The following is a 24,833-nucleotide window of genomic DNA, read 5'->3' as shown; positions in this document are numbered from 1 at the left end:
AGCCCTCAATAAAACTTGTAGTCCTGCGCGATCTCGTCGCCGAGCCTGGTGTTGTCGCGAATGAAGCCGGCGAGGAACTCGTGCAGACCCGCGTCGAATATATCCTTGATTGACCCGGCCCTCAGCATGGCTTGCGTTTTTCCGCCGTTGCGTGGCAGGCATGACGTTCGCCGTAATCGTCGCTGAGGAATTTCAGGTGCTCGGACAGGAAGCGATAGCAGAAGGTCAGCGAACGCGGCATGCGCACATTGAGGATCAGGTAGTCGGCGATATTGGTGGGTTTGTAATCGGCATCATAGACCCAACGATAGGAGCGATGCGCCGAAACCGAGCGTAGGATCGATTCCCACTGATAGTTGTCGAGGGTCGAGCCGACCCAGGAGATCGACGGCAACAGCACGTAATATTTCACGTCGAGGATGCGCGCCGTGTTGTCGGCGCGCTCGACATAGGTGCCGAGCTGCGAAAAGTCGAAGATCTCGTTGCGCAGCATGGTGCCGTAGAACGAACCGCGGATCAGCGCCGTTTCGCGCTTGATCGCATCGAGCACGCTTGGCAGGTCGCGCTCGTCGATCGGCCTCGCCAGCATCCGCTTCAGCGACATCCAGGCTTCGTTGATGCTTTCCCAGGTCTCGCGCGTTAGCGCGGTGCGCACCATGCGGGCATTGTTGCGCGCCGTCTCGATCGACGACATCGTGCTCGACGGGTTCGACGTGTCGCGCAGCAAGAAATCGGCGACATCAGCCGCCGTATAGTCCTGGTATTTCTGTTTGAAGGCGACGTCGGAGCCGGCGCTGAGCAGCACCGAATTCCACTCTTCCGAGGCACTCTGGGTGCGGGTCAGCGCCATACGCAGCCCCGCATCGACCAGCCGCGCCATGTTTTCAGCCCGCTCAATATAGCGGTTCATCCAGTAAAGCCCGTTGGCGGTGCGGCCTAAAAGCATATTAGCTTGCTCCGATGTCGAGCGAATAGCGAATAGCGAGTAGCGAGTAGGGGAAAGAATTTTTCATGACTTCTGTTGCAGGCTCCTGATCATCGAACGCAGCATTTTCCCAATATCGTCGGCCTGGCCAATCAAGTTGGCGACCTCCGCTTCGACCATCAATCCTACCTCTCCACACAGGATGATATGTGTCTCCAACTCTTTTAGTGAGCCCTGCGCCACACGAAGAAACTGTATGAAGGCTCCTGTACTTTCTCGCCCGTTACCTTCAGCGACATTTGCTGCAATGGAAGCAGCCGAGCGTCGTATCTGAGAGGTCATTCCGTATACTTCGCTGTTCGGAAAGCCTTTCGTGGCCGAGTAGCAATTCACCGCCAACCCTAGGGCCGCCTTCCAAACAATCAGGTCCCTGTAGGAATTGATCGCCGTCGTATCCCCTCTCTTTCCCTACTCGCTATTCGCTACTCTCTATTCGCTCTTTCAATCATCCAGCACCCAGGTATCTTTGGTGCCGCCGCCTTGCGAGGAATTGACCACCAGCGAGCCTTCCTTCAGCGCGACGCGCGTCAGGCCGCCGGGCACGATCTGGATGCGGTCCGAAACCAACACATAAGGCCTGAGGTCGACGTGGCGCGGCGCTAGGCCCTTGTCGGTCAGGATCGGGCAGGTCGACAGCGCCAGTGTCGGTTGGGCTATGTAGTTGGAAGGCTTCGCCGCCAACTTCTTGGCGAAGGCCTCGCATTCCTTCTTGGTCGCCGCCGGGCCGACCAGCATGCCGTAGCCGCCGGAGCCGTGCACTTCCTTGATCACCAGTTCATGGATGTGTTCGAGCACATATTTCAGGCTGTCCGGCTCCGAACAGCGCCAGGTTGGGATGTTGCCGAGGATGGCCTTGCGGCCGGTGTAGAATTCGACGATCTCGGGCATGTAGGAATAGATCGCCTTGTCGTCGGCGATGCCGGTGCCCGGCGCGTTGGCGATGGTGATGTTGCCGGCGCGGTAGACATCCATGATGCCGGGTATGCCAAGCGCCGAATCCGGCCGGAAGGTCAGCGGGTCGAGGAAGGAATCGTCGACGCGGCGGTAGAGCACGTCGATCTGCTTGTAGCCTTCGGTCGTGCGCATCGCGACATGGCCGTCGACGACACGCAGATCCTGGCCCTCGACCAATTGCACGCCCATCTGGTCGGCAAGGAAGGCATGCTCGAAATAGGCGGAGTTGAAACTGCCGGGCGTCAGCACCGCGATGGTCGGCGCGCCCTTGGTGCTCTGCGGCCGAACCGCCGCCAGCGACTGGCGCAGCAGCTGCGGGTAGTTCTCGACCGGCCGCACCTTGATCTTCTGAAACAGCTCGGGGAACAGCTGCATCATCGTCTCGCGGTTCTCCAGCATGTAGGAGACGCCGGACGGCGTGCGTGCATTGTCCTCCAACACGTAGAACTCATCTTCGCTGATGCGCACGATGTCGACGCCGATAATGTGGGTGTAGACGCCGGCTGGCGGCCGCACCCCGATCATCTCAGGCAGGAACGCCTCGTTCTTGGCGATCAGGTCCCTCGGGACGCGGCCGGCGCGCAGGATTTCCTGGCGATGATAGATATCGTCGAGGAAGGCGTTCAGCGCCTGCACGCGCTGTTCGATGCCTTGCGTCAGGCGCCGCCACTCATTGCCTGAAATGATGCGAGGAACGATATCGAACGGGATCAGCCGTTCGGACGCCTCCTGCTCGCCATAGACGGCGAAGGTGATGCCGGTCTTGCGGAAGACGCGTTCGGCGTCCTGCATCTTCTCGGTAAGTCTGGCTGGATCCTGCTCCTTCAGCCAGCGGTCATAAGCCGAATACGGTCTTCTCAATCCGGAGACTTCCGGAAGCATTTCATCGAACGCTGCCAATCGCATACTCCCCTGTGACGCCATTTCACTGGCGTCGCCGCAGAAAATCAAGCGCAATCGGTGATTTGGGAGATCGCGACGATCAGTATGTTGCGGCTGCCTAAAGTTTGGGCAGCTGAAATATGACCTTGATCAGGCTTTGCCTCGTGCCCGGGCAGATGCCTTCCCGGCTAGAAGGCGCGGAAGGTGACGACCGTGAACGTGTCCTTGATGCCGGGAGAATCTGCACCTTCTCGTTGACGAAATGGCCGACGTCTTCCTCGTCATCGACATAGAATTTGGCGAGCAGATCGTAATTGCCGGCGGTGGAGTAGATCTCCGAGGCGATCTCGGCATCGGCAAGCGCGCTGGCAACCTCGTAGGATTTGCCCAACTCGCATTTGATCTGCACGAAAAACGCCTTCATGGCTTCGTCCCGCTAAACGTCCAAGTCCAAGCGGCCCTTCTGGCAGACTGGAGGCGGCCTTTCAAGCACTGGAATGCGCGCTGAGCCGGCGCGGGCCCTGGCCACGGCCTCGCGCAGCTCCACAACCGGCATGCCGCGCTTGAACAGCCGGCCGCCGACGAGCGCCCCACCTTAAAGGAAGCTTAAGCACAGGGAATCCGCCACGGCGAGGACGAATATTGGCGGACGCTGAAACCGTGAAGCGCCCTCGCGCGTATGTTAGGATGTCTCCTGGCTTTTTCCGGAGGCATCTTTAGAGGGACAGTGGAGACAGGCCATGCGCCGCGCCTTTTTCGCATTCGCGTTCGTCATGCTGGCGTTCTCGGCGTTTGCCGGCGATGCCGAAATCAAGGCAGGCCAGGCTGTCATCGATGGCCAGTTGAAGGCGCTGCTGGCCGATGACGGCGCCAAGGCCTACAGCTTCGCCGCTCCCAACGTGAAGCAGGTGTTCCCGACCGTCGACGCTTTCATGAACATGGTGACCAATGGCTACCCGCCGGTGCGCAAGCCGCAGTCCTATGCCTTTGGCAAGGTCGAGCAGACAGGTCCAGGATCGATCATCCAGCAGGTGCTGATCGTCGGCCCCGACGGCAAGGATTATGAGGCGGTCTACACGCTGCAGCAGCAGCCCGACGGCACCTTCCAGATCACCGGCTGCAGCCTGCGCGCGTCGAATTCGCTGAGTACTTGAGACTCCATTTAAGGCGTGTGGATGTTCGGAACGTCTTGAAGGGATCAAGCTTCAGACGGTGCGGTTAGCACTTCGCGGAGCCGTCACCACGTTCGACGGCATACGCTTCATTGCTTTAGCGGATTGCGGAATACTCACTTGAACCATGATCACAGAATGTGGATGTGCTATGGTGATGATGTTCTCGGCAACGACCTTATTGTGTGAATTGCATGAGGGAATTGGATTTCGCCGTCGTTCAAGCGATTTTTTCCGCTGTTTGGCTTACGGCGCTTTTGATGCTCGTGTTCTGGGCGGTGAACCATCGTTCATTTGTTCGCCGCAACTATGTAACCCGTGGATATTCACCAAAAATGAAGAAGGCGACGCCCGAAATCGAACAGGGTGCATCAATTCCTTTCAAAGTTCGCGAAACCTTCCCAGGTCGAATTTTGGGGATCAAGGAATGGACTCCCGGGGAGATCAACCTCATCATTACATCCTACAAGGAGCGCCATCCTGAGGAATGGCAGGCCTATCTTGATGCCGAGAGCAACAATGGGTTCATTTCGAGTGCGATGAGCGATCGCATCTGTCTATTCATTGAGGAATTGTTTCCCGGCCTCCATCGGAAGCATTATCGTGCCGGCGTGGTTGATTTTCGATTTGCCAATTCGCGTACTTTTCACTTTTCCATGTGGCAGCCTGAAAATCGACTCTTGCGCAGGGAAAGTCTGTCGGCGCACATAAAGAAACATCGGCAAGTTGTTAATGGCGAAGTCGAATGGAATGAAGAGCAGGCCATTATTTTGCTCGAGCATATACGGAACAATGACCCAGATCTCTGGGCATACTATTGCGACGCATACAACAACATCGGCTTCTTAGGCCCCGGAATTGTCGGTCGAATTAAGGCGCATATTGCGGCTCTGTTTCCTCTTCCGGAGGATTGTAGCAATAACGGTGTAATGCGCGGGCTATTGGATGAGGCCAATCGCCGGTATGGCTTTGAAATGCTCAAGCCGGAAAACGCCAAGATATTAGATCGGCTTGAGACTGAGTGGTTCAATGAGCGGCGTGGGTGGATGACTTTTGAAGATTGGCATCAGCAGGTAAAGTTGCGCCCCAAAAACAGTCCAGACAAACGTGATTAAGACCGCACTGCCGCCGGAATATCGCCTCTCGCCCAGCCCTCGGAAATCTCCGCCGCGCGGGCTTCGAAGGTTTGGGCTTCGATCGCAGCGCGGATGTCCTGCATCAGCTTCTGGTAATAGAAAAGATTGTTCCAGGTCAGCAGCATGGCGCCTAGCGCCTCCTGTGAGCGCACCAGATGATGCAGATAGGCGCGCGAATAGTCCCGCGCCGCCGGGCAGTCGCTTTCCTCGTCGAGCGGGCGCGGGTCGTCTGCATGGCGGGCATTGCGCAGATTGACCTTGCCGCGCCTTGTGTAGGCAAGGCCGTGCCGGCCGGCTCGCGTCGGCATCACGCAGTCGAACATGTCGATGCCGCGCGCCACCGATTTCAGGATATCGTCCGGTGTGCCGACGCCCATGAGATAGCGCGGCTTGTCAGCAGGCAGTTCCGGACAGGTGATGTCGAGCATTTCGAGCATCACCGCTTGCGGCTCGCCGACGGCCAGGCCGCCAACCGCATAGCCCTTCAACTCCATCGCGCTCAGCGCCTGCGCCGAGCGCACGCGCAACGCCGCATTGTCGCCGCCTTGCACGATGCCGAACATCGCCTTGCCCGGCTGGTCGCCGAATGCCGTCTTGCAGCGCTCGGCCCAGCGCAGCGACAGCTCCATGGCGCGTTCGATCTCCTTCAGCTCGGCCGGCAGCGCCGTGCATTCGTCAAGCTGCATCTGGATGTCGGAATCGAGCAGGCCCTGGATTTCGATCGAACGCTCCGGCGACATCTCGTAAGGCGCGCCGTCGATATGCGAGCGGAAGGTGACGCCCTTTTCGGTCAATTTCCTGAGCTTCGACAGCGACATCACCTGAAACCCGCCGCTGTCGGTCAGGATCGGATGCGGCCAGCGGGCGAATTCGTGCAAGCCGCCAAGCCGCGCCACGCGCTCGGCGCCGGGCCGCAGCATCAGGTGGTAGGTGTTGCCCAGGATAATGTCGGCACCGACGCCGCGCACCTGGTCCATATACATCGTCTTGACGGTGCCGCCGGTGCCAACCGGCATGAAGGCGGGCGTGCGGATCTCGCCGCGCGGCATGTCGATCAGACCACGCCGCGCCTTGCCGTCGGTGGCGAGGACCTTGAAGCTGAACGGCTTAGCCATTGAATTCCTTGTCGTGGATCGGCGCATCCGGCACCTGTCTGTCGAGCGACTGCCGGTATTGGATGCAACCGCGCATGAATTTGGGCCAGGGCGGCACGGCGATCGATGGCTCGGTCTTCTCAGGCAGCAGGTCCCACAGATCGGGGTGGTGCCAGCAAAGATCATGGCCCGACGTGTCGCGATGCGCGCGAATGCCGGCGCGCAGTTTCTTCACCTCGGCGATCAGGGCATCGCGATCAAGGGTTTGCAGGTCATCGTCCATCGCTGGTCTCCGCTCGATAAAGCAGGCTTGCGTCTCCATAGGAATAGAACCGGTAGCGGTTCGCAATGGCATGCGCATAGGCCGCACGCATCGTATCGAGACCGCTGAAGGCCGAAACCAGCATGAACAGGGTCGAGCGTGGCAGATGGAAATTGGTCATCAGCATGTCGGCGGTGCGAAAGCGGTAGCCGGGCGTGATGAAGATGTCGGTCGGTCCTGAGCACGCAGGCACCGTGCCGTCTTCACGCGCCGCGCTCTCCAGCAGCCGCAGCGAGGTCGTGCCGACAGCGATGATGCGCCCACCCCTCGCTCTGGCCGCGTTCAGCGTGTCGGCTGTTTCCCGGCTGACCGAGCCGATCTCGGCATGCATCTTGTGGTCGGCGGTGTCGTCGGCCTTGACCGGCAGAAACGTGCCTGCGCCGACATGCAAGGTCACGAAGTGGCGTTCGACCCCCTTGGCGTCGAGCGCCGCAAACAGCTCCGGCGTGAAATGCAGGCCGGCAGTGGGCGCGGCAACGGCGCCTTCCTCCCTTGCATAAATAGTCTGGTAATCGGCCCGGTCGCGCTCGTCGTCGTCGCGCTTTGAAGCGATGTAGGGCGGCAGCGGAATATGGCCGACGGCGTGCAGCGCTTCGTCGAGGAACGGCCCCGACAGGTCAAAGCCAAGCAGCGCCTCGCCGCCTTCGCCCTTCTCGATCACCGTGGCGTCGAGCTGGCCCAGGAAGCAGGAATTGCCGTCATGGCCGAAATGGATGCGGTCGCCGGCGGCAATGCGCTTGCCGGGCCGCATGAAGGCGAGCCAGCGATCCGGCGCAACGCGCATATGCAGTGTGGCCTCGACCTGCGCCTGTGCTTCGCCGCGCCGCCTGATGCCTTTCAGCTGCGCCGGAATGACCTTGGTATCGTTGAACACCAGCACGTCGCCGGCCCTGAGCAGGGACGGCAGGTCACCAACCTTGCGGTCGTCGAGCGCCTCGCCCGGCTTGACCACGAGCATTTTGGCACTGTCGCGCGGCTCCGCCGGGCGAAGCGCGATGCGCTCCTCAGGCAGGTCGAAGTCGAAGAGATCGACACGCATCAGTAGAGCCGGATAAGCAGTGCTCCGGCCAAGAGCAGCACCGCGCCGGCGACTCGGCCGAGCGAGATTTCGCGCACCGCGACGCCAAGGAAACCGACGCGGTCGATGAGCATGCCGGCCAGCAGCTGGCCGGCCACCAGGAACGCCATCAGCGCGGCGGCACCGATGCGCGGCGTCAGGATAGTCGAAAGCGTGACATAGAAGCCGCCGAGCATGCCGCCGGCGACGAACAGCCAGGGCGCCGGCGCCTTCCAGTCGAGCGAAATGCCTTGCAGCTTCACCACCGTGGCGGAGATGATGCCGAGCACGATCGCGCCCGACAGGAACGAAAACGCAGCCGCCGCGACCGGGAGGCCCAGGCCGCGCGCCAGCTGCGAATTGATCGGGGCCTGGATGGCAATGAAAGCGCCGGACAGGATGCCGAGAAGCGACCAGACGACGCCCATCATGCCGTTTCGCCTTACTTGACGTCTGCCGCGACCTTCAGCGACACGATCTTGTCGGGATCGACCACCGGCTCGCCGCGCTTGATCTTGTCGACATTGTCCATGCCTTCGATGACCTGGCCCCAGACCGTGTACTGGCGGTTGAGGAAGGCGGCATCGTCGAAGCAGATGAAGAACTGCGAATTGGCCGAGTTCGGATTCTGCGCACGCGCCATCGAGCAGGTGCCGCGGCCATGGTTGGCGTTGGAGAATTCAGCCTTCAGGTCGGGCTTGTCGGAACCGCCCATGCCGGCGCGGGAAGGCGCAAAGGTCGGCTTGTTCGAATTGCCGAACTTCACGTCGCCGGTCTGCGCCATGAAGCCGTCGATGACGCGGTGGAAAACGACGCCATCATAGGCGCCTTCCCTGGCCAGTTCCTTGATGCGGGCGACATGGCCGGGCGCCAGGTCGGGGAAAAGTTCGATGACGACCTTGCCCTTGGTCGTTTCCAGGATGAGCGCGTTCTCGCGGTCCTTGATTTCAGCCATGTCAGATATCCTTTTGAGAAAACAGAAATTACTTGTCGGCGGCGATGCGCACCTTGATCATCTGGTCAGGGTCGGAGACCGTACCGTTGTCCGCCTCATCACCTTTCTTGATGTGGTCCACCAGTTGCATGCCGCTGACGACATTGCCGACGATGGTGTACTGGCCATCGAGCGGCGGCGCCGGCGCGAACATGATGAAGAACTGCGAATTGGCGGAGTTCGGGTCCTGCGAACGGGCCATGCCGACCACACCGCGCTTGTAGTGCTCGGTCTGCGAGAATTCGGCTGGCAGGTCGGGCAGGTCGGAACCGCCGGTGCCGACGGCCTGGGCATTAAAGCCCTTCTTCATGTTGCCGAACTTGACGTCGCCGGTCTGCGCCATGAAGCCGTCGATGACACGATGGAAAGCGACATTGTCATAGGCATGGTCACGCACCAGCTTCTTGATCTGCGCGACATGCTTGGGCGCGAGATCGGGCCGAAGCGCGATGGTGACGTCGCCGTCCTTCAGCGTGATGATCATGGTGTTTTCGGGATCGGCGGCATAGGCTGAGACAGACGCGGTCACGAGACCGGCAAGCACGACGAGGAACGAGGCAAGCTTTTTCAGCTGCATGGTCTTCTCCGAGAACTTATTTTGCGAATTTGGCGGTGAGCGCGCCAGCGACCGCCGCCGGCACGAAGGGGCGGATGTCGCCGCCCATCGAGGCTATCTGGCGCACAAGTGTGGCGGTAATGGTGCGTACCGACGGGCTGGCGGGCAGAAAAACCGTCTGCAACTCGGGCGCCATGGTCTCGTTCATCCCGGCCATCTGCATTTCGTAATCGAGATCGGTGCCGTCGCGCAAGCCACGGATCATGATCGAAGCGCCCTCTCTCCTGGCAGCATCAATGACCAGCCCGTCGAAGGCGACCACCTTGATGCGGGCGCTATCGCGACCGAATTCGGCTTTCGTGGCGGCTTCGATCAACTGCACCCGCTCCTCGAAGGAGAACAACGGCTTCTTGCCCGGATGAATGCCGATCGCGGCATAGACGATGTCGGCCACGGCCAGCGACGCCTTCAGCACGTCGAGATGGCCGTTGGTCAGCGGGTCGAAGGAGCCGGCGTAAAGGGCGGTGCGTTCAGTCATGGCAGGTGCTTCTAGCGAGCCTCTCTCGCAAAGGCAAATCCGATCGGCGCGAAGGCCGTGAACCTTTTCCGGCGCATGAACGACAGATGAACACGCTGATCACGAAGCCTTCACGCAGCGTTCACTAGGTTGCACCTTAATAAGATGAAACCAAAATCCCATCTATCCGTTGTAAGGCGCAGGAGAACACGCATATGCTGATCTACATGCTCGCCACCGCAATGACCGTCGCCATGCTGATCGCCACCGTATTTGGGCTGCATCAGGAGGCACAACGCGTCCGCGTCAAGGCAACCACCAAGCGCTTCGAAGGCTTCGGCCCGCGCAAGCCATATCGTCACTACTAACTCAGTCCAGACTTGCTGCCGCGCCGGCCAAGGGGCCGGCGTTGCTATGTCTGGACTTATTCAGCGCTATCCGGACCGGCGTCAGTCTCGGGAGCAGACTCCGTACCGCCCTCGATGGTCTCTTCGCTTTCCTCGTCCGACTGCGGTTCCGAGATGCGCTCGACCGAAACCACCTTCTCACCCTCAGCCGTATTGAAGATGGTCACGCCCTTGGTGGCGCGGCTGGCGAAACGGATGCCGTTGACCGGCACCCGGATGACCGTGCCGCCATCCGAAACCAGCATGATCTGGTCGTCATTGCCGACCGGGAAGGTCGCCACCAGCCGGCCGATTTCAGCCGTCTTCGACACGTCGGTGGCGCGGATGCCCTTGCCGCCGCGGCCGGTCAGGCGGAAATCATAGGACGACGAACGCTTGCCGTAGCCATATTCGGTCACCGTTAGCACGTACTGTTCGTGCGCCTTGAGGAACTCGTAGCGCTCGTCGGAAAGCTCCGTCTCCTCGCCGACCTCCTCATTGGTCAGCGCGATCTCTTCCTCTTCACCGGCGGCGATGCCGGCGGCAGCCCGCCGTTCGGCCGCCGCACGCTTGAGATAGGCGGCGCGTTCGGCCGGCGGCGCATCGACATTCTCGATCACCGACATGGAGATGATGCGGTCGGTCTCGGCCATGGTAATACCGCGTACGCCGACAGAGTTGCGGCTCTGGAAGACGCGCACGTCGCCGACCGAGAAGCGGATGCATTGACCCGAGCTGGCGGTCAAAAGCACATCGTCATTGTCGGTGCAGGTCTCGACGCCGAGGATCTCGTCGCCTTCCTCCTCCAGCTTCATGGCGATCTTGCCATTGCGGTTGACCTGGACGAAGTCGGACAGCTTGTTGCGGCGCACGGTGCCGCGCGTGGTGGCGAACATCACGTCGAGTTCGCCCCAGCTCGTCTCGTCCTCGGGCAACGGCATGATTGTGGTGATGCGTTCGCCCTGCTCGAGCGGCAGCATGTTAATCAGCGCCTTGCCGCGTGACTGCGGATTGCCGATCGGCAGCCGCCAGACCTTTTCCTTATAGACGATGCCGCGCGAGGAGAAGAACAGCACCGGCGTGTGCGTGTTGGCCACGAACAGCCGGGTGACAAAATCCTCTTCCTTGGTCGACATGCCGGAGCGGCCCTTGCCGCCGCGTCGCTGCGCCCGGTAGAGCGACAGCGGCACGCGCTTGATGTAGCCGGAATGGCTCACCGTCACGACCATGTCCTCGCGCTGGATGAGATCCTCGTCTTCCATATCAGCGCCGCCGTCGGTGAGTTCGGTGCGGCGTGGCGTGCCGAACTCGTCGCGCACGGCGGCGAGCTCGTCCTTGACGATCTGTTGGACGCGCGCGCGCGACGACAGGATGTCGAGGTAGTCCTTGATCTCGTCGCCGATCGTGTTCAATTCGTCGGCGATCTCGTCGCGGCCGAGCGCGGTCAGGCGCTGCAGGCGCAATTCGAGGATGGCGCGCGCCTGTTCCTCGGACAGATTGTAGGTGCCGTCCTCGTTGATGCGGTGGCGCGGATCGTCGATCAAAAGGATCAGCGATTCGACATCACCCGAGGGCCAGCGCCGCTCCATCAACTGTTCGCGCGCCGTCTGCGGATCCGGCGCCGTGCGGATCAGCTTGATGACCTCATCGATATTGGCGACGGCGATGGCCAGACCCACCAACACATGGGCGCGGTCGCGCGCCTTGCGCAGCAGGAATTTTGTGCGCCTTGTGATGACCTCTTCACGGAAGGACACGAACGCCTTCAGCATGTCGATCAGCGTCAACAGTTCCGGCTTGCCACCATTCAGCGCCACCATATTGGCGCCGAAAGAGGTCTGCAGCGGCGTGAAGCGGTAAAGCTGGTTGAGGATGACGTCGGCGACGGCATCGCGCTTCAGTTCGATGACAACGCGATAACCCTGGCGGTCGCTTTCGTCGCGGATGTCGGAAATGCCCTCGATGCGCTTGTCGCGCACCAGTTCGGCCATCTTCTCGATCATCGAGGCCTTGTTCACCTGATAGGGAACCTCGGTGATGATGATCGATTCACGGTCATTGCCGCGCTGTTCGATGTTGACCTTGCCGCGCATGACGATCGAGCCACGGCCGGTCGAATAGGCGCTGTAGATGCCGGAACGGCCAAGTACGATGCCGCCGGTCGGGAAATCGGGGCCTGGAATGATTTCCATCAATGCCGGCAGGTCGATCGCCGGATTGTCGATGACGGCAATGGCGCCGTTGCAGACTTCGCCCAGATTGTGCGGCGGGATGTTGGTGGCCATGCCGACGGCGATGCCGCCGGAGCCATTGACCAGCAGATTGGGAAAGCGTGCCGGCAGAACCTTCGGCTCGGTGTCCGAGGCATCATAAGTGTCCTGGAAATCGACGGTGTCCTTGTCGATATCCTCCAGAAGCTCATGCGCGACCTTGGTCAGCCGCGATTCGGTATAGCGCATCGCCGCCGGCGGATCGCCGTCGATCGAGCCGAAATTGCCCTGCCCGTCGATCAGCGGCACACGCAGCGACCAGTCCTGCGCCATGCGCACCAAGGCGTCGTAGATCGAGGCGTCGCCATGCGGATGGTATTTACCCATCACGTCGGCGACCGGGCGGGCCGATTTCACATATTTGCGGTTCCAGTGGTAGCCGCTCTCATGCGCCGCATAGAGAATGCGGCGATGCACCGGCTTCAGGCCATCGCGCACGTCAGGCAGCGCACGGCTGACGATCACGCTCATGGCGTAAGAGAGATAGGAGCTCTGCATCTCCTCGATGATGGAGATGGGCTCGATGCCGGTGGGGCCGCCGTCGGCGCCGCGCGGTGTCTTTTGGTCGGTCAAATCGGATCACAATCTAATCAGGAATCACTGACCGCTTATATAGGAAGCGCGGCCGAAACTCCAATGTTCGCGCCACTTTTCCAGTGTCATTTTTGATGGTAATTTCAAAAGGATACCGCAGATTGCGACGATATGGCCACAACGCTTTTCGCCGCCACCAAGGCAAAAGCCGGCAATGGACCAATCTCCCCAAGCAAAAGCCGCGAGCACCATGAATTGGCGCCGGTGGCTGCCATTTCAGGCACTGAGCGGCTGGCAGCCCCGGGATCTCAATGGTGATCTTGTCGCCGGCCTGACATTGGCCGCGATTGCCATTCCCGAGCAGATGGCAACGGCCCGACTCGGCGGCTTTGCTCCCGAGGTCGGCTTCTTCGCTTTTGTTGCCGGTTCGATGGCGTTTGCCCTGTTCGGCGCCAATCGCCATCTCTCGGCCGGCGCGGATTCGACCATCACGCCGCTGTTCGCAGGCAGCCTGGCGCTGCTCGCCACATCAGGCTCGCCGCATTATTTGGCGCTGGCCGCCATGCTGGCATTGATGGTCGGGCTGATTGTGACGCTCAGCGGCATCTTTCGCCTCGGCTGGATCGCCGATCTCCTGTCGGTGCCGGTTACCACGGGGTTTCTGGCCGGCATCGCCGTCCACATCATCGTTTCACAAATGCCCGGGCTGCTCGGCCTGCCTTCAGAGAGCGGTGAAACCTTGCGCCGTGTCGGCGAGATCGCCGGCAATCTCCATCTCACCAACCCCTGGAGCCTCGGGCTCGGCATTGGCGTGTTCGCGATCGTGCTTGGCGCCGAGCGCATCAGCGCCCGCATTCCCGGCGCCTTGATCGGCATGGTGCTTGCCACGCTTGCGGTCGCCGTCTTCGGCCTCAGGGATCGTGGCGTCGAAGTGCTGGGCGCCTTGCCAAACGGCCTTCCGCGAGCCTACCTGCCGGAGGCTGGCCTCGATGACGTGCAGGCGCTGGTTCCGCTGGCCTTGCTGATCGCCATTGTCGTCATGGTGCAGACGGCGGCGACCTCACGCTCCTTCGTGCCGCAACAGGGCGATCCCGACGTCAACCGCGATTTCGTCGGCGTCGGCGCCGGCAGCATCGCGGCCGGCCTGTTCGGTGCCTTTGCCGTCAATGCCAGCCCACCGCGCACGGCAATCGTCTCCCAGTCGGGCGGCCGCTCGCAACTGTCCGGCCTCATTGCCGCGGCCATCGTGCTGGCGCTTGGTGCCTTTGGCGGCGGCCTGCTCGCCAATGTTCCGCAGGCCGCCCTTGCCGGCGTCCTGATGTTCGTTGCCCAGCACATTCTGCGCTGGAAAGTGTTCGCCAGCGTCTACCGGCAGGCACCGGTCGAATTCGTGTTGATCCTGATCACCATGGCGGCGATCGTCGTATTGCCGATCGAGACCGGCGTGGCGGTCGGCATCGGTCTGTCGCTGCTGCATGGCATATGGAGCGCGACGCGCACGGAGCCGATCGAGCTCGAACAGGTGCCGGGCACTTCCGTCTGGTGGCCACCGGGTAAGCCCAGTGCCGGCGAACAACTCTCGGGCGTGCTGGTCGCGGCCTTCCAGGCGCCGCTGTCCTTCGTCAATGCCGACCGCTTTAAGCGTGGGCTATGCGATCTCATCGACGCCAGGAACGAAACCGTGAAACTGGTCGTGCTGGAGGCCAGCAACATCGTCGAAATCGACTATACCGCCGCGCAGGCGCTGATCGACACCATCCTTCATTGCCGCAAGGCCGGCGCGGTCTTTGCCATAGCGCGGCTGGAATCGCTGCGCGCCCAGGCGGCGCTGAAGCGGTTCGGCATCGCTGAAATGGTCGGCACGCAGCACATATTCCACAGCGTCGACGCGGCGATCAAATCACTTGGTCCGGGGAAACAGCAGCAGCAAGAACAGGATGGAGTGCCATGATTGACCCCCGAGAACCCATTGTCACGCCGGTTCCCGTCGAGGAATTGAGGCCGACGCAGATAACGGTCGGCATGAGAGAAGTTGCGTTGAAGCGCCAGATGATCCGGGAACAGGACGCCAGGAAGAAGACCGGCGCCTTTCTCGGCAAACACATGGTGCCGGTCGTATTGGGTCCCAAAAATCGCAACTACGTCACCGATCACCATCACCTCGCTCGCGCCCTGCTTGAGGAAGGCGTCAAGGACGTGCTGGTGACTGTGATCAGCGACCTGTCCGCGCTCGACAAGGACGCGTTTCTTTTCGTGCTCGATAACAGAGGCTGGATGCACCCGTTCGATGAGAACGGCCGTCGCCGCGATTACGCGGCAATTCCGAAGACAATCGGCGAGCTGATCGACGATCCGTACCGAAGCATGGCGGGCGAACTGCGCCGGCAAGGCGGCTTTGCCAAGGACACGACGCCGTTCAGCGAATTCATTTGGGCGGATTTCCTTCGTCGGCGCATCGACCGCAATGCGGTTGTGAAGAACTTCGACAAGGCGATGAAGGATGCCTTGACGCTCGCCAAAGGCAAGGACGCGGACTATCTGCCGGGCTGGTGCGGGCCGACGTCGGATTGAGCCTGCCTCGGCCGAGGCGAGTGCATAGCGGTGCCGCCTGACCGGCGATAATCGCCTGGCGTCTCACCCATGACACGTCGAAACCGGCGATTGAACGTCGACAGGTCGTTGAAGCCGGCGTCGAAGGCGATGGTCCCGATCGCATCATCCGACAGGCGCAGCCGCAGCGCGGCGCGGTGCAGGCGGGTCTTGAGCAGGAACTGGTAGGGCGTCATGCCGGCAACCTGCCGGAAAATGCGCAGGAAATGATAGGGACTGGTCGCCGTCTCATCCGCCAGTGCCGATAGCGAAACCGGCCCGTCGGCATCCAGTTCGATCCGCCGCACGGCTTCGGCCACCCGTTTCTGGTCGCGGCGGCTCGGTCCGTGCCTGACAGGCGTGGCGCCGCAAGCCGTGGCCACGGCCGCGCCCGCTATACGCAGGGAAACTTCCTCGAAGGCATCCTTGTCGGCCATTTCGCGCGCGGTTTCCGCCTCGGCCAGCAACGGCGCCAGGACCGGCAAGGGCGGCAAGCGCGGCGCCTCGAAGGTGAGCGTCCTGGCGCCCGGCACGCCGGCGACAATCCGTTCCATATAGGCCGGTCCGAAATGGAACGAGAGACAGCGGTCGCCGCTGCCATGCTCGTGCCCGCATTCGTAGCATGTGCCTGAATTGCCAAGCAGGAGCGCGCCCGGCGCCAGCATCGCCGTACCTTGTTGTGCGCGGTAGCGGAACGTGCCGCTTGTCACCGCGGCGACGCAGAAATCCTGATGGGATTCCTCGAACGGCCGGTCGCCGACGCCGGCCGTGCAAATAACATCCGTGACGTGCCAGCCGGATCCGGATGCGAGAGTGCGGGTCGTCGCTGTCATGGCTGAAATATAGCAATTTTTCCCAAGCCCAGAACCCCATGAGCGCGTATTCCTCCCGGTCTCCTGACAGAAGAGACCGCAGCCATGCTCGACCCCTTTGCTGAAGCCCTGCACAGCCCCGGCCCGATCGACGGACTTGCCGAAAAACTGAACCTTTACGGCCGCTTCGTCGGCGCCTGGACATTCGACGCCTCACGCCATCTCGAGGATGGCACCGTGCTGACCGGACGCGGCGAGGTGCATTTCGGCTGGGTGCTGGAAGGCCGCGCCATCCAGGACGTCTGGATCCTGCCCGCGCGCGACGCCGACCCCTCGCCATCCCTGGGCAAGTGGACGTTCTACGGCACGACGTTGCGGGTCTATGATCCCACTGCGGACGCCTGGCACATTTTCTGGAGCGACCCGCGCAATCAATATTTCAGCCGCCAGCTCGGCCGCGCCGAAGACGACACCATCGTGCAGATCGGCGCCGATGGTACTGGCGCATCGGTGCGCTGGAGTTTTTCGCGGATCACCAAAAATTCCTTCCGCTGGCTCGGCGAGCGCTCGCACGACGGCGCGGACTGGCACCTCGAAGTCGAGTTCCTGGCGCGCCGTCAATCTGCAAGATGACATCACAACCCCTTGTAACGATGGAGAAAACAATGTTCGATCATATCTCGGTCGGTGTCCGCGACGCCAATACCTCGAAGCGCTTCTATGACGCAGCGCTGAAGCCGCTCGGCTACACCTGCCTCAGCCAGTCACCGGGTTCGCTCGGCTATGGTGCTCAAAGCGCCGTGCTGTGGGTCAATGAGGCGGCTCGGCCGGTGCCGGCGGACGAAAAATCCGGCCTGCATTTCTGCTTCGCCGCCCCGACACGGGACAGCGTCGATGCTTTCCATGCCGGCGCGCTCCGCGAAGGCGGCAGCGACAATGGCCCGCCCGGCCTGCGCTCCGCCTATGGCGACGACTACTATGCGGCCTTCGTCATCGACCCGGACGGCTATCGCCTCGAGGCCTATTGCGGCGTTGCCGGCTAACCCGGCCGAGTTCCGCAGTTTCGCGGATCCCGACTGTTCCCACCGACCGGGCTTTGCTCTACCAATATCGGAGCGCGGGCTCGGCCCGGCGGGAGGGGTCAGCGATGCCGAGTTTCGACAGCCTGTTCAATGCCTTCGTCACCATTCTGGTGACCATCGACCCGCCCGGCCTGGCGCCGCTGTTCCTCGCCGTGACCCGCGGCATGAACCGCGAGGAGCGCCAGCAGGTTTCGGTGCGCGCCTCGGTCATCGGCTTCCTGGTGATGGCATTGTTCGCGGTGGCCGGCGCCTCGATCCTGTCGGTGTTCGGCATCACCCTGCCGGCCTTCCGCGTCGCCGGCGGTTTTCTGCTGTTCTTCATCGCCTTCGAAATGGTCTTCGAGCGCCGGCAGGACCGCAAGGAGAAGATCGGCGACGTCGCCATCACCAAAGACATGATCCACAACATCGCCGCCTTCCCGCTGGCGATCCCGCTGATCGCCGGCCCCGGCGCGATTTCGGCGACGGTGCTGCTTTCCGGCTCGTTTCAGGGCTTTGCGGCGCAGGCCGCACTCGTCGGCATCATCTTCGTCTGCCTCGCCATCACCTATCTGGTGTTCGTGCTGTCGGAACGCATCGACCGTATCCTCGGCCAGACCGGCCGCTCGATCCTGACCCGCCTGCTCGGCGTCATCCTGGCGGCTCTGGCGGTACAGTTCGTCGCCGACGGCATCAAGGCGCTGATGGCGGGGTGAACGGCAGCCCGGACTGCCGACTGCCCTCACTTCGCCGCCGTATCGATCACTTCAAAATCGTGCGTAATCACGGCCGTCTTGGCCATCATTGCGGAGGCCGAGCAGTATTTTTCGATCGACAGATCGATAGCCAGCTTGACCTTGTCCGACGACAGCGCCCTGCCCTTGACGATGAAATGCATATGGATGCGCGTGAACACCTTTGGATCAGTCTCGGCTCTGTCAGCGTCAAGTTCGACCACGCAGTCCTCGACCGCCTCACGGCCCTTTTCGAGGATATGCACGACATCATAGGCCGAGCAGCCGCCGGTGCCGATCAGCACCAGCTCCATCGGGCTCGGCCCAGGCGTCTTGCCATCAGGGCTGGAGGCCGTTCCCAGCACCAGTTTGTGGCCGCTGCCGGACTCGCCGACGAAGGTGCGCTCTTCGACCCATTTTACCCGTGCCTTCATTGCCCTGTCCTTTCAGTCCTTTGACCGCGCCTGCTGTCAGGCCAAATCAACAACGCAAAACCCCGAAAGTCCATCAGGACCCTCGGGGCGTATCGATCACGTAACGTCAGTCATCTGGCGACGTCAGCCGCCTGGTATTTGCTTTCGATCAGAACGGGATTTCGTCGTCCAGCTCGCGCGACGAACCGCCGCCGCCGCCGCCCCTGGGAGCGCCGCCGCCACCGTTGAAGCTTTCGTTCGGGCTGGACTGGCCGAAATCGGAACCGCGGCTGCTGCCGCCACCGGAATAACCGCCGACCTGGCCGCCCTCGCCTTGGCCGCGCGCGTCGAGCATCTGCAGCTCGCCACGGAATTTCTGCAGCACGACTTCCGTCGTGTACTTGTCGGCGCCGGTCTGGTCCTGCCATTTGCGCGTCTGCAGCTGGCCCTCGACATACACCTTCATGCCCTTCTTCAGGTATTGCTCGGCCACCTTGGCGATGCCCTCATTGAAGATGACGACATTGTGCCACTCGGTCTTTTCCTTGCGCTCGCCGGAATTCTTGTCGCGCCAGCTTTCCGATGTGGCGATACGGATGTTGACGACCGGCTCGCCCGAGTTCAGGCGCCGGATTTCAGGGTCCGCGCCGAGATTGCCGACCAGAATGACCTTATTGACGCTACCCGCCATGATTTTTCTCCGCGCTCATCCGAAAACAAATTTTTGTCGCAGCACCTTACAGGCTGCGCACGTCTGCCGCCTGCTAAGGCTGGCTTTTCCCACAAGGTTTTTGTTCCCTTTTCGTTCCTACATGCACCGCCGCTGATTGTCAAGGAATGGCAGCAATGCCCGAGCCCATCATATGGGTCTCAAAACAGTGCTTGCCAAATCAATAAGTATCGACTTATGCTTTTGTCATGATCGAAGCAGAGATTTTCCGCGCCCTGGCCGACCCGACGCGCCGCGCCGTCTTCGAGCGTCTCGCCGCAGCTGAGATGAGCGTATCGGAATTGCGCAGCGGCCTGACCGTATCGCAACCGGCGGTGTCGCAGCATCTTGCGGTGCTGCGCGGCGCCGGCCTCGTGGTCGAGCGGCGGGTCGGCCGCAACGCCTATTACCGCGCCGATCCGCAGGGGCTTGCCCCCCTGCTCTCCTGGATCGAACGCTACCGGACCTTCTGGCCGGAGCGCATCGAAAGGCTGAAGACGGTTTTGAAGGACATGGATCAATGAAAGATTTGCGATCGATGAACGCCAAGACCCAGGGCGAAGCCGCTCCGGATGCGCTTGAGTTCGAATACGACCTTGCCGAACCGCTGGAAAAGGTGTGGCGGGCGCTGACCGTGCCGGAACTGCTCGCGGCCTGGATGATGCCAAACGACATCACGCCGGAAATCGGCAAGCGTTTTGCCTTCGCCGGGACGGACGCAGCGATCGAGTGCGAAATCCTCGACGCCGAGCCCGAACGCCTGCTGCGCTATTCCTGGCGCGAGCAGCCACGCGATGCGACGCGGCAGGGTCCGCTCGACAGTACCGTCACCTTCACACTCGCCCGCACCGTTTCCGGCGGCACGCATCTGCGCATCGTCCATGACGGTTTTGCTGGGAAAGCGATGCCTGCGGTCGCCATGGCGGGTACCGGCTGCCGGCTTTCGCTGGGATTGCGTGGGGCCGGAAAGCCCATTGCCGCCAACACACCGCGCCTTCTGCTGCGCGCAGCCTGAACACGGAAATCGGAGACGAAAAATGAGCGGTCTTGCCAGTCTGGTGCCGATGGTGATCGAGCAATCGAGCCGCGGCGAACGCGCCTTCGACATTTTCTCGCGGCTGCTGCGCGAGCGCATCATCTTCATCAATGGCGAGATCAACGACGACGTCTCGGCGCTGGTCTGCGCGCAGCTCCTGTCGCTGGAGTCGGACAATCCCGACAAGGAGATCTCGCTCTACATCAACTCGCCCGGCGGCGTGGTGACCAGCGGCTTCGCCATCTACGACACGATGCAATATATCAGCTGCCCGGTATCGACCGTGTGCATGGGTTTTGCCGCCTCGATGGGGTCGTTCCTGCTGATGGCGGGCACGGCGGGGCGGCGCATCGCGCTGCCCAACGCCACCATCCTGCTGCATCAGCCGCTCGGCGGCTTCCAGGGCCAGGCTTCCGACATCCAGCGCCATGCCGAGCGGATCGGCAAGACCAAACGCCATATGGCCGAACTCTATGCGCAGCATTGCGGCCGCAGCTATGAGGAGGTCGAACGCACGCTCGACCGCGACCATTTCATGACCGCCCGCGAGGCCCAGGCCTGGGGCATCGTCGACCACGTCTTCGACACGCGCAAAAAGGCGGCATGAAGCCTGGGTGGGATTGGAATCTGGTCACTGTCGAAGATTTGACGATGCCGGTCTGGTTCCGGGGGCGGCTCGTCCCTATAATCCCGGGATGACCGACACTCATTCGCCCAGGACGTCGCATCGCGTCATCGCTGCCGCGGTGCTCAGTTTCGCCAGCCTTGTGAGCGGCATGGCACTTGCCGACGACAATTCAGCGCAGACGCCGAAAGGCGCCCTGCCTGGCGTGAACAGCGATTATCGCATCGCCAAGCCTGCTCCCCAGCCGGAACCCGACGACGCATTCCCCAGCAATGGCAACGGCACGTTCAAGATCGGCGATACGGATGTCAGGATTTCCGGCAGCATCACGGTCGATATGGCCACGGGCGGGTTTAAGCCCCCGAGGTGAGCAGCCTCCGCTTGGGCCAGTTCAGCCATTTCCCCAAAAGAATAGCCCCGCCGTACCCTAGGGCAAACGGACGGGGCTTTTCTGGATCTAAAATCCATATTTTGCCGGGAGTGTACTGCCGGCGTTTGATTTCGGATGCTTCGCGGCGTCAGCCGACGATCCGACTAGCAGTCTCTAATTTTGGGGGATACGGCAAGTCACGGTTTGTCGGGTGGCGCAAACGCTAAACCCTGGCACTTATGCCTGCCGCGGCTCCAACGAGACGTGGAGCCCTGGGGGACTGTCCGGTGGCGTCATGCTCCACTCCTGTGTCCGTTGCGACATTGTCGTCGCGAAGCGCAAATCGCAAATGCCTGCGGCGTCTCGCAGGCCGCCTTGGGGCGGCGAGGCCATCGAAAGACGGCCGGCTTCGCTGACTGTCCGAGACTGCTCCCCTGAACCAGCCGCGTCAACCTTCAATAGCCGGTTACGGAAAAATGTGATCGCCGGGAGGTTACGTCCAGGTCAGCTTTTTGCACAGCTTTGTCAGGAGCGTGTTCGGCCTTTGTTCTTTCCGCTTGCCCCTTCGCGCGAAAGGCGGTTAAACGACTTCTGTCGGGAATTGTGGCGTCTCTCGACGTGGCGGCAAAAACACCTACATAGGGGATGGCCGGGAAAATCCCGCCTATCCCACGAATTCCAGATCTGAGGCGGCGACCGGCAATGGCCGACCATAAATTCCTTTCCATTCGCGGGGCGCGCGAACACAATCTGAAGAATGTCGATCTCGACCTGCCGCGTGACAGCCTGATCGTCATGACCGGCCTGTCCGGTTCAGGCAAATCCTCGCTCGCCTTCGACACCATCTACGCCGAAGGCCAGCGTCGCTATGTCGAGAGCCTGTCGGCCTATGCGCGGCAATTCCTCGAAATGATGCAGAAGCCTGACGTCGACCAGATCGACGGCCTGTCGCCTGCCATTTCCATCGAGCAGAAAACCACCTCGAAGAACCCGCGTTCGACGGTCGGCACCGTCACCGAGATCTACGACTATATGCGCCTGCTGTTCGCCCGTGTCGGCGTGCCCTATTCGCCGGCCACCGGCCTGCCGATCGAGAGCCAGACGGTCAGCCAGATGGTCGACCGGGTGCTGGCGCTCGAGGAAGGCACGCGCCTGTTCCTGCTGGCGCCGATCGTGCGCGGCCGCAAGGGCGAGTACCGCAAGGAACTGCTGGAGCTGCAGAAAAAAGGTTTCCAGCGCGTCAAGGTCGACGGCGTCTTCTATGAGATCGCAGACGTTCCGGCGCTCGATAAAAATACAAGCACGACATCGATGTCGTCGTCGACCGCATCGTCGTGCGCGGCGATCTGGCCACGCGTCTCGCCGACTCCATCGAGACGGCGCTGAAGCTCGCCGAGGGGCTGGCGGTGGCCGAGTTCGCCGACAAGCCGCTCGATTCCAGCCAGACTGGCGAGGATTCGGTCAACAAGTCGAAGAACGAGACGCATGAGCGCATCCTGTTCTCCGAAAAATTCGCCTGCCCGGTGTCCGGCTTCACCATTCCCGAGATCGAGCCGCGGCTGTTCTCGTTCAACAACCCATTCGGCGCCTGCCCGACCTGCGACGGTCTCGGCAGCCAGCGCGCCATCGATCCCAACCTCGTCGTGCCGGACGAGAACGTGTCGCTGCGCGACGGCGCCGTCAGCCCGTGGGCGAAGTCGACCTCGCCCTATTACGTGCAGACGCTCGAGGCATTGGGCAAGGCCTACAACTTCAAGCTCGGCGACAAGTTCAAGGATTTGAGCACCGAAGCCCAGGACGCGATCCTGCGCGGCACCGGCGAGCGCGAAGTCACTTTCCAGTATGATGACGGGCTGCGCTCCTACAAGACGACCAAGACTTTCGAAGGCGTCATCCCCAATCTCGAGCGGCGCTGGAAGGAAACCGAATCCGCCTGGATGCGCGAGGAGATCGAGCGCTTCATGTCGGCCACGCCCTGCCCGGTCTGCAAAGGCTACCGGCTGAAACCAGAAGCGCTGGCGGTGAAGATCGGCGGCAAGCACATCGGCGAAGTCACCGAACTTTCGATCCGCAAGGCCGACCAGTGGTTCACTGACCTGCCGCCACATCTCAACGACCAGCAGAACGAGATCGCGGTGCGCGTGCTCAAGGAAATCCGCGAGCGCCTGCGCTTCCTCAACGATGTCGGTCTCGACTATCTGACGCTGTCGCGCAATTCCGGCACGCTATCAGGCGGCGAAAGCCAGCGCATCCGGCTGGCGTCACAGATCGGCTCAGGTCTCACCGGCGTGCTTTATGTGCTGGACGAGCCGTCGATCGGCCTGCACCAGCGCGACAATGCGCGGCTGCTCGATACGCTGAAACACCTGCGCGACATTGGCAACACGGTGATCGTCGTCGAACATGACGAGGACGCCATCCTGCATGCCGACTATGTCGTCGACATGGGTCCGGCCGCCGGCATCCATGGCGGCGAGATCATCGCCCAGGGCACGCCGCAGCAGGTGATGGCCAACCCCAATTCGATCACCGGCAAATATCTGTCGGGCGCGCTTGAAGTGGCGACACCCGGCGTGCGGCGTGAGGCGAAAAAAATCGCCGCCTGAAGATCGTCGGCGCACGCGGCAACAATCTGAAGAACGTCACCGCCGAAATCCCGCTCGGCACCTTCACCGCCGTCACCGGCGTGTCGGGCGGCGGCAAGTCGACCTTCCTCATCGAGACGCTGTTCAAGGCAGCGTCGCGCCGCATCATGGGGTCGCGCGAGCATCCGGCCGAGCATGACCGCATCGAGGGCCTCGAATTCCTCGACAAGGTCATCGACATCGACCAGTCGCCCATTGGACGGACCCCGCGCAGCAACCCCGCCACCTATACCGGCGCCTTCACGCCGATCCGTGATTGGTTCGCCGGCCTGCCCGAGGCCAAGGCGCGCGGCTATCAGCCGGGACGCTTCTCGTTCAACGTCAAGGGTGGCCGCTGCGAGGCCTGCCAGGGCGACGGTGTCATCAAGATCGAGATGCACTTCCTGCCCGATGTCTACGTCACCTGCGACGTCTGCCACGGAAAGCGCTACAACAGGGAGACGCTCGACGTGCAGTTCAAGGGCAAGTCGATCGCCGACGTGCTCGACATGACAGTCGAGGAAGGCGTCGATTTCTTCGCCGCCGTGCCCGGCGTGCGCGACAAGCTCGACACGCTGAAGCAGGTAGGCCTCGGCTACATCCACATCGGCCAGCAGGCAACGACGCTGTCCGGCGGCGAAGCGCAGCGCATCAAGCTGGCCAAGGAACTGTCGCGCAAGGCGACCGGCAAGACGCTCTACATCCTCGACGAGCCGACCACCGGCCTGCATTTCCACGACGTCGCCAAGCTCTTGGAAGTGCTGCACGAACTGGTCGACCAGGGCAACACGGTGGTGGTCATCGAGCACAATCTCGAGGTGATCAAGACCGCCGACTGGGTGCTCGACCTCGGCCCCGAAGGCGGTGATGGCGGCGGCGAACTGGTTGCCCAGGGCACGCCGGAAGCCATCGTGCGCGAGAAGCGCAGCTACACCGGCCAGTTCCTCAAGGAGCTGCTGGAGCGGCGCCCCGGAGGCAAGCGCGAAGCGGCGGAGTGATGG

Annotated in this window: 26 protein-coding genes and 3 pseudogenes; 13 read left to right on the top strand and 16 right to left on the bottom strand. The window is 61.8% G+C overall.

Going from position 1 to position 24,833, the window contains the following annotated elements; all coding sequences use genetic code 11:
* Positions 1-5: 5 nt before the first annotated feature.
* From AC0V8S_RS21225 to AC0V8S_RS21210, 4 genes and pseudogenes are all read right to left on the bottom strand, one after another.
* A pseudogene (locus tag AC0V8S_RS21225) lies at positions 6-910 on the bottom strand (alpha-E domain-containing protein).
* 99 nt (positions 911-1,009) lie between these two features.
* On the bottom strand, positions 1,010-1,318 hold the full coding sequence (locus AC0V8S_RS21220) for a four helix bundle protein (protein ID WP_475438668.1): 309 nt from the start codon (positions 1,316-1,318) through the stop codon (positions 1,010-1,012).
* Between the two features lie 108 nt (positions 1,319-1,426).
* On the bottom strand, positions 1,427-2,839 hold the full coding sequence (locus AC0V8S_RS21215) for a circularly permuted type 2 ATP-grasp protein (RefSeq protein WP_032933458.1): 1,413 nt from the start codon (positions 2,837-2,839) through the stop codon (positions 1,427-1,429).
* A 170-nt stretch (positions 2,840-3,009) separates the two neighbouring features.
* A pseudogene (locus AC0V8S_RS21210) lies at positions 3,010-3,245 on the bottom strand (Lrp/AsnC ligand binding domain-containing protein).
* A 316-nt stretch (positions 3,246-3,561) separates the two neighbouring features.
* Between AC0V8S_RS21210 and AC0V8S_RS21205 the strand changes: the two are divergent.
* Both AC0V8S_RS21205 and AC0V8S_RS21200 read left to right on the top strand, forming a co-directional pair.
* Entirely contained in the window at positions 3,562-3,975 is a 414-nt protein-coding gene (locus AC0V8S_RS21205; protein WP_183459884.1) for a DUF4864 domain-containing protein, read from the top strand.
* Positions 3,976-4,196: 221 nt separating this feature from the next.
* Positions 4,197-5,108, top strand: coding sequence for a hypothetical protein (locus AC0V8S_RS21200; protein ID WP_475433146.1), 912 nt, complete (start codon positions 4,197-4,199; stop codon positions 5,106-5,108).
* Here the strand turns inward: AC0V8S_RS21200 and tgt are convergent.
* The 7 genes from tgt to coaD all read right to left on the bottom strand — a co-directional run bounded on the left by tgt (position 5,105) and on the right by coaD (position 9,690).
* Positions 5,105-6,244 (bottom strand): tRNA guanosine(34) transglycosylase Tgt, encoded by a 1,140-nt coding sequence (gene tgt, locus AC0V8S_RS21195; RefSeq protein ID WP_475433145.1) that lies wholly within the window; start codon positions 6,242-6,244, stop codon positions 5,105-5,107. The two genes, AC0V8S_RS21200 and tgt, sit on opposite strands and share 4 nt — an antisense overlap.
* Positions 6,237-6,506, bottom strand: a complete 270-nt coding sequence (locus AC0V8S_RS21190) for a hypothetical protein (protein WP_475433143.1) — start codon at positions 6,504-6,506, stop codon at positions 6,237-6,239. The genes tgt and AC0V8S_RS21190 overlap by 8 nt, the downstream gene beginning before the upstream one ends.
* Positions 6,496-7,584, bottom strand: a complete 1,089-nt coding sequence (gene queA / locus AC0V8S_RS21185) for a tRNA preQ1(34) S-adenosylmethionine ribosyltransferase-isomerase QueA (protein ID WP_475433142.1) — start codon at positions 7,582-7,584, stop codon at positions 6,496-6,498. Before queA ends, AC0V8S_RS21190 begins: the two co-directional genes overlap by 11 nt.
* Positions 7,584-8,033, bottom strand: a complete 450-nt coding sequence (locus AC0V8S_RS21180; RefSeq protein WP_475433140.1) for a DMT family transporter — start codon at positions 8,031-8,033, stop codon at positions 7,584-7,586. The genes queA and AC0V8S_RS21180 overlap by 1 nt, the downstream gene beginning before the upstream one ends.
* A gap of 11 nt (positions 8,034-8,044) precedes the next feature.
* Positions 8,045-8,557, bottom strand: a complete 513-nt coding sequence (locus AC0V8S_RS21175) for a peptidylprolyl isomerase (protein WP_056576829.1) — start codon at positions 8,555-8,557, stop codon at positions 8,045-8,047.
* Between the two features lie 28 nt (positions 8,558-8,585).
* Positions 8,586-9,080 carry a peptidylprolyl isomerase gene (locus AC0V8S_RS21170; protein ID WP_244662023.1) on the bottom strand — a complete coding sequence of 165 codons (495 nt, stop codon included), beginning with the start codon at positions 9,078-9,080 and terminating at the stop codon, positions 8,586-8,588.
* Positions 9,081-9,189: 109 nt separating this feature from the next.
* The gene (coaD, locus tag AC0V8S_RS21165) at positions 9,190-9,690 is read right to left on the bottom strand and encodes a pantetheine-phosphate adenylyltransferase (RefSeq protein WP_183459898.1); all 501 of its coding nucleotides are present in this window, start codon (positions 9,688-9,690) and stop codon (positions 9,190-9,192) included.
* Between the two features lie 194 nt (positions 9,691-9,884).
* Here coaD and AC0V8S_RS21160 point away from each other — a divergent pair, with 194 nt between their 5' ends.
* The gene (locus tag AC0V8S_RS21160; protein ID WP_023764853.1) at positions 9,885-10,037 is read left to right on the top strand and encodes a hypothetical protein; all 153 of its coding nucleotides are present in this window, start codon (positions 9,885-9,887) and stop codon (positions 10,035-10,037) included.
* Positions 10,038-10,093: 56 nt separating this feature from the next.
* On the opposite strand, the gene gyrA is transcribed toward AC0V8S_RS21160, so the two are convergent.
* Positions 10,094-12,898: a DNA gyrase subunit A gene (gyrA, locus tag AC0V8S_RS21155; protein ID WP_183459900.1), complete on the bottom strand. Its 2,805-nt coding sequence runs from the start codon at positions 12,896-12,898 to the stop codon at positions 10,094-10,096.
* A 24-nt stretch (positions 12,899-12,922) separates the two neighbouring features.
* Complete coding sequence (locus AC0V8S_RS21150; RefSeq protein WP_475433138.1) at positions 12,923-13,111, bottom strand: hypothetical protein; 189 nt, start codon at positions 13,109-13,111, stop codon at positions 12,923-12,925.
* Here AC0V8S_RS21150 and AC0V8S_RS21145 point away from each other — a divergent pair.
* Entirely contained in the window at positions 13,110-14,810 is a 1,701-nt protein-coding gene (locus tag AC0V8S_RS21145; protein ID WP_475433137.1) for a SulP family inorganic anion transporter, read from the top strand. The genes AC0V8S_RS21150 and AC0V8S_RS21145 overlap by 2 nt on opposite strands.
* Positions 14,807-15,430, top strand: a complete 624-nt coding sequence (locus tag AC0V8S_RS21140) for a ParB-like protein (RefSeq protein ID WP_475433136.1) — start codon at positions 14,807-14,809, stop codon at positions 15,428-15,430. The genes AC0V8S_RS21145 and AC0V8S_RS21140 overlap by 4 nt, the downstream gene beginning before the upstream one ends.
* Here the strand turns inward: AC0V8S_RS21140 and AC0V8S_RS21135 are convergent.
* Complete coding sequence (locus AC0V8S_RS21135) at positions 15,394-16,281, bottom strand: helix-turn-helix transcriptional regulator (RefSeq protein ID WP_475433135.1); 888 nt, start codon at positions 16,279-16,281, stop codon at positions 15,394-15,396. The two genes, AC0V8S_RS21140 and AC0V8S_RS21135, sit on opposite strands and share 37 nt — an antisense overlap.
* A gap of 84 nt (positions 16,282-16,365) precedes the next feature.
* Between AC0V8S_RS21135 and AC0V8S_RS21130 the strand changes: the two genes are divergently transcribed.
* The 3 genes from AC0V8S_RS21130 (at position 16,366) to AC0V8S_RS21120 (ending at position 18,037) form a co-directional block, all read left to right on the top strand.
* Complete coding sequence (locus tag AC0V8S_RS21130; RefSeq protein ID WP_475433133.1) at positions 16,366-16,893, top strand: hypothetical protein; 528 nt, start codon at positions 16,366-16,368, stop codon at positions 16,891-16,893.
* A gap of 32 nt (positions 16,894-16,925) precedes the next feature.
* Positions 16,926-17,303 (top strand): VOC family protein, encoded by a 378-nt coding sequence (locus AC0V8S_RS21125; RefSeq protein WP_475433131.1) that lies wholly within the window; start codon positions 16,926-16,928, stop codon positions 17,301-17,303.
* Between the two features lie 104 nt (positions 17,304-17,407).
* On the top strand, positions 17,408-18,037 hold the full coding sequence (locus tag AC0V8S_RS21120; RefSeq protein ID WP_010909625.1) for a MarC family protein: 630 nt from the start codon (positions 17,408-17,410) through the stop codon (positions 18,035-18,037).
* Between the two features lie 26 nt (positions 18,038-18,063).
* On the opposite strand, the gene AC0V8S_RS21115 is transcribed toward AC0V8S_RS21120, so the two are convergent.
* Together AC0V8S_RS21115 and AC0V8S_RS21110 are read right to left on the bottom strand one after the other, a co-directional pair.
* Positions 18,064-18,489, bottom strand: a complete 426-nt coding sequence (locus AC0V8S_RS21115) for an OsmC family protein (RefSeq protein WP_475433128.1) — start codon at positions 18,487-18,489, stop codon at positions 18,064-18,066.
* A gap of 148 nt (positions 18,490-18,637) precedes the next feature.
* Entirely contained in the window at positions 18,638-19,159 is a 522-nt protein-coding gene (locus tag AC0V8S_RS21110) for a single-stranded DNA-binding protein (protein WP_475433126.1), read from the bottom strand.
* A gap of 227 nt (positions 19,160-19,386) precedes the next feature.
* Between AC0V8S_RS21110 and AC0V8S_RS21105 the strand changes: the two genes are divergently transcribed.
* From AC0V8S_RS21105 to uvrA, 5 genes and pseudogenes are all read left to right on the top strand, one after another.
* Positions 19,387-19,701: an ArsR/SmtB family transcription factor gene (locus tag AC0V8S_RS21105; RefSeq protein WP_475433124.1), complete on the top strand. Its 315-nt coding sequence runs from the start codon at positions 19,387-19,389 to the stop codon at positions 19,699-19,701.
* A complete protein-coding gene (locus AC0V8S_RS21100; protein WP_183459910.1) occupies positions 19,698-20,192 on the top strand; it encodes an SRPBCC family protein in 495 nt (164 codons plus the stop codon). Before AC0V8S_RS21105 ends, AC0V8S_RS21100 begins: the two co-directional genes overlap by 4 nt.
* Positions 20,193-20,214: 22 nt before the next feature.
* The gene (locus tag AC0V8S_RS21095; RefSeq protein WP_183459912.1) at positions 20,215-20,820 is read left to right on the top strand and encodes an ATP-dependent Clp protease proteolytic subunit; all 606 of its coding nucleotides are present in this window, start codon (positions 20,215-20,217) and stop codon (positions 20,818-20,820) included.
* Positions 20,821-20,908: 88 nt separating this feature from the next.
* Complete coding sequence (locus AC0V8S_RS21090) at positions 20,909-21,208, top strand: hypothetical protein (RefSeq protein ID WP_183459914.1); 300 nt, start codon at positions 20,909-20,911, stop codon at positions 21,206-21,208.
* A gap of 702 nt (positions 21,209-21,910) precedes the next feature.
* Positions 21,911-24,830 (top strand): annotated as a pseudogene (gene uvrA, locus AC0V8S_RS21085) (excinuclease ABC subunit UvrA).
* Positions 24,831-24,833 lie beyond the last annotated feature (3 nt).

The organism is Mesorhizobium oxytropidicola (assembly GCF_056174625.1).
Note: the sequence above shows the minus strand (reverse complement) of the source record. Positions and strands in the feature narration are given on the sequence as shown.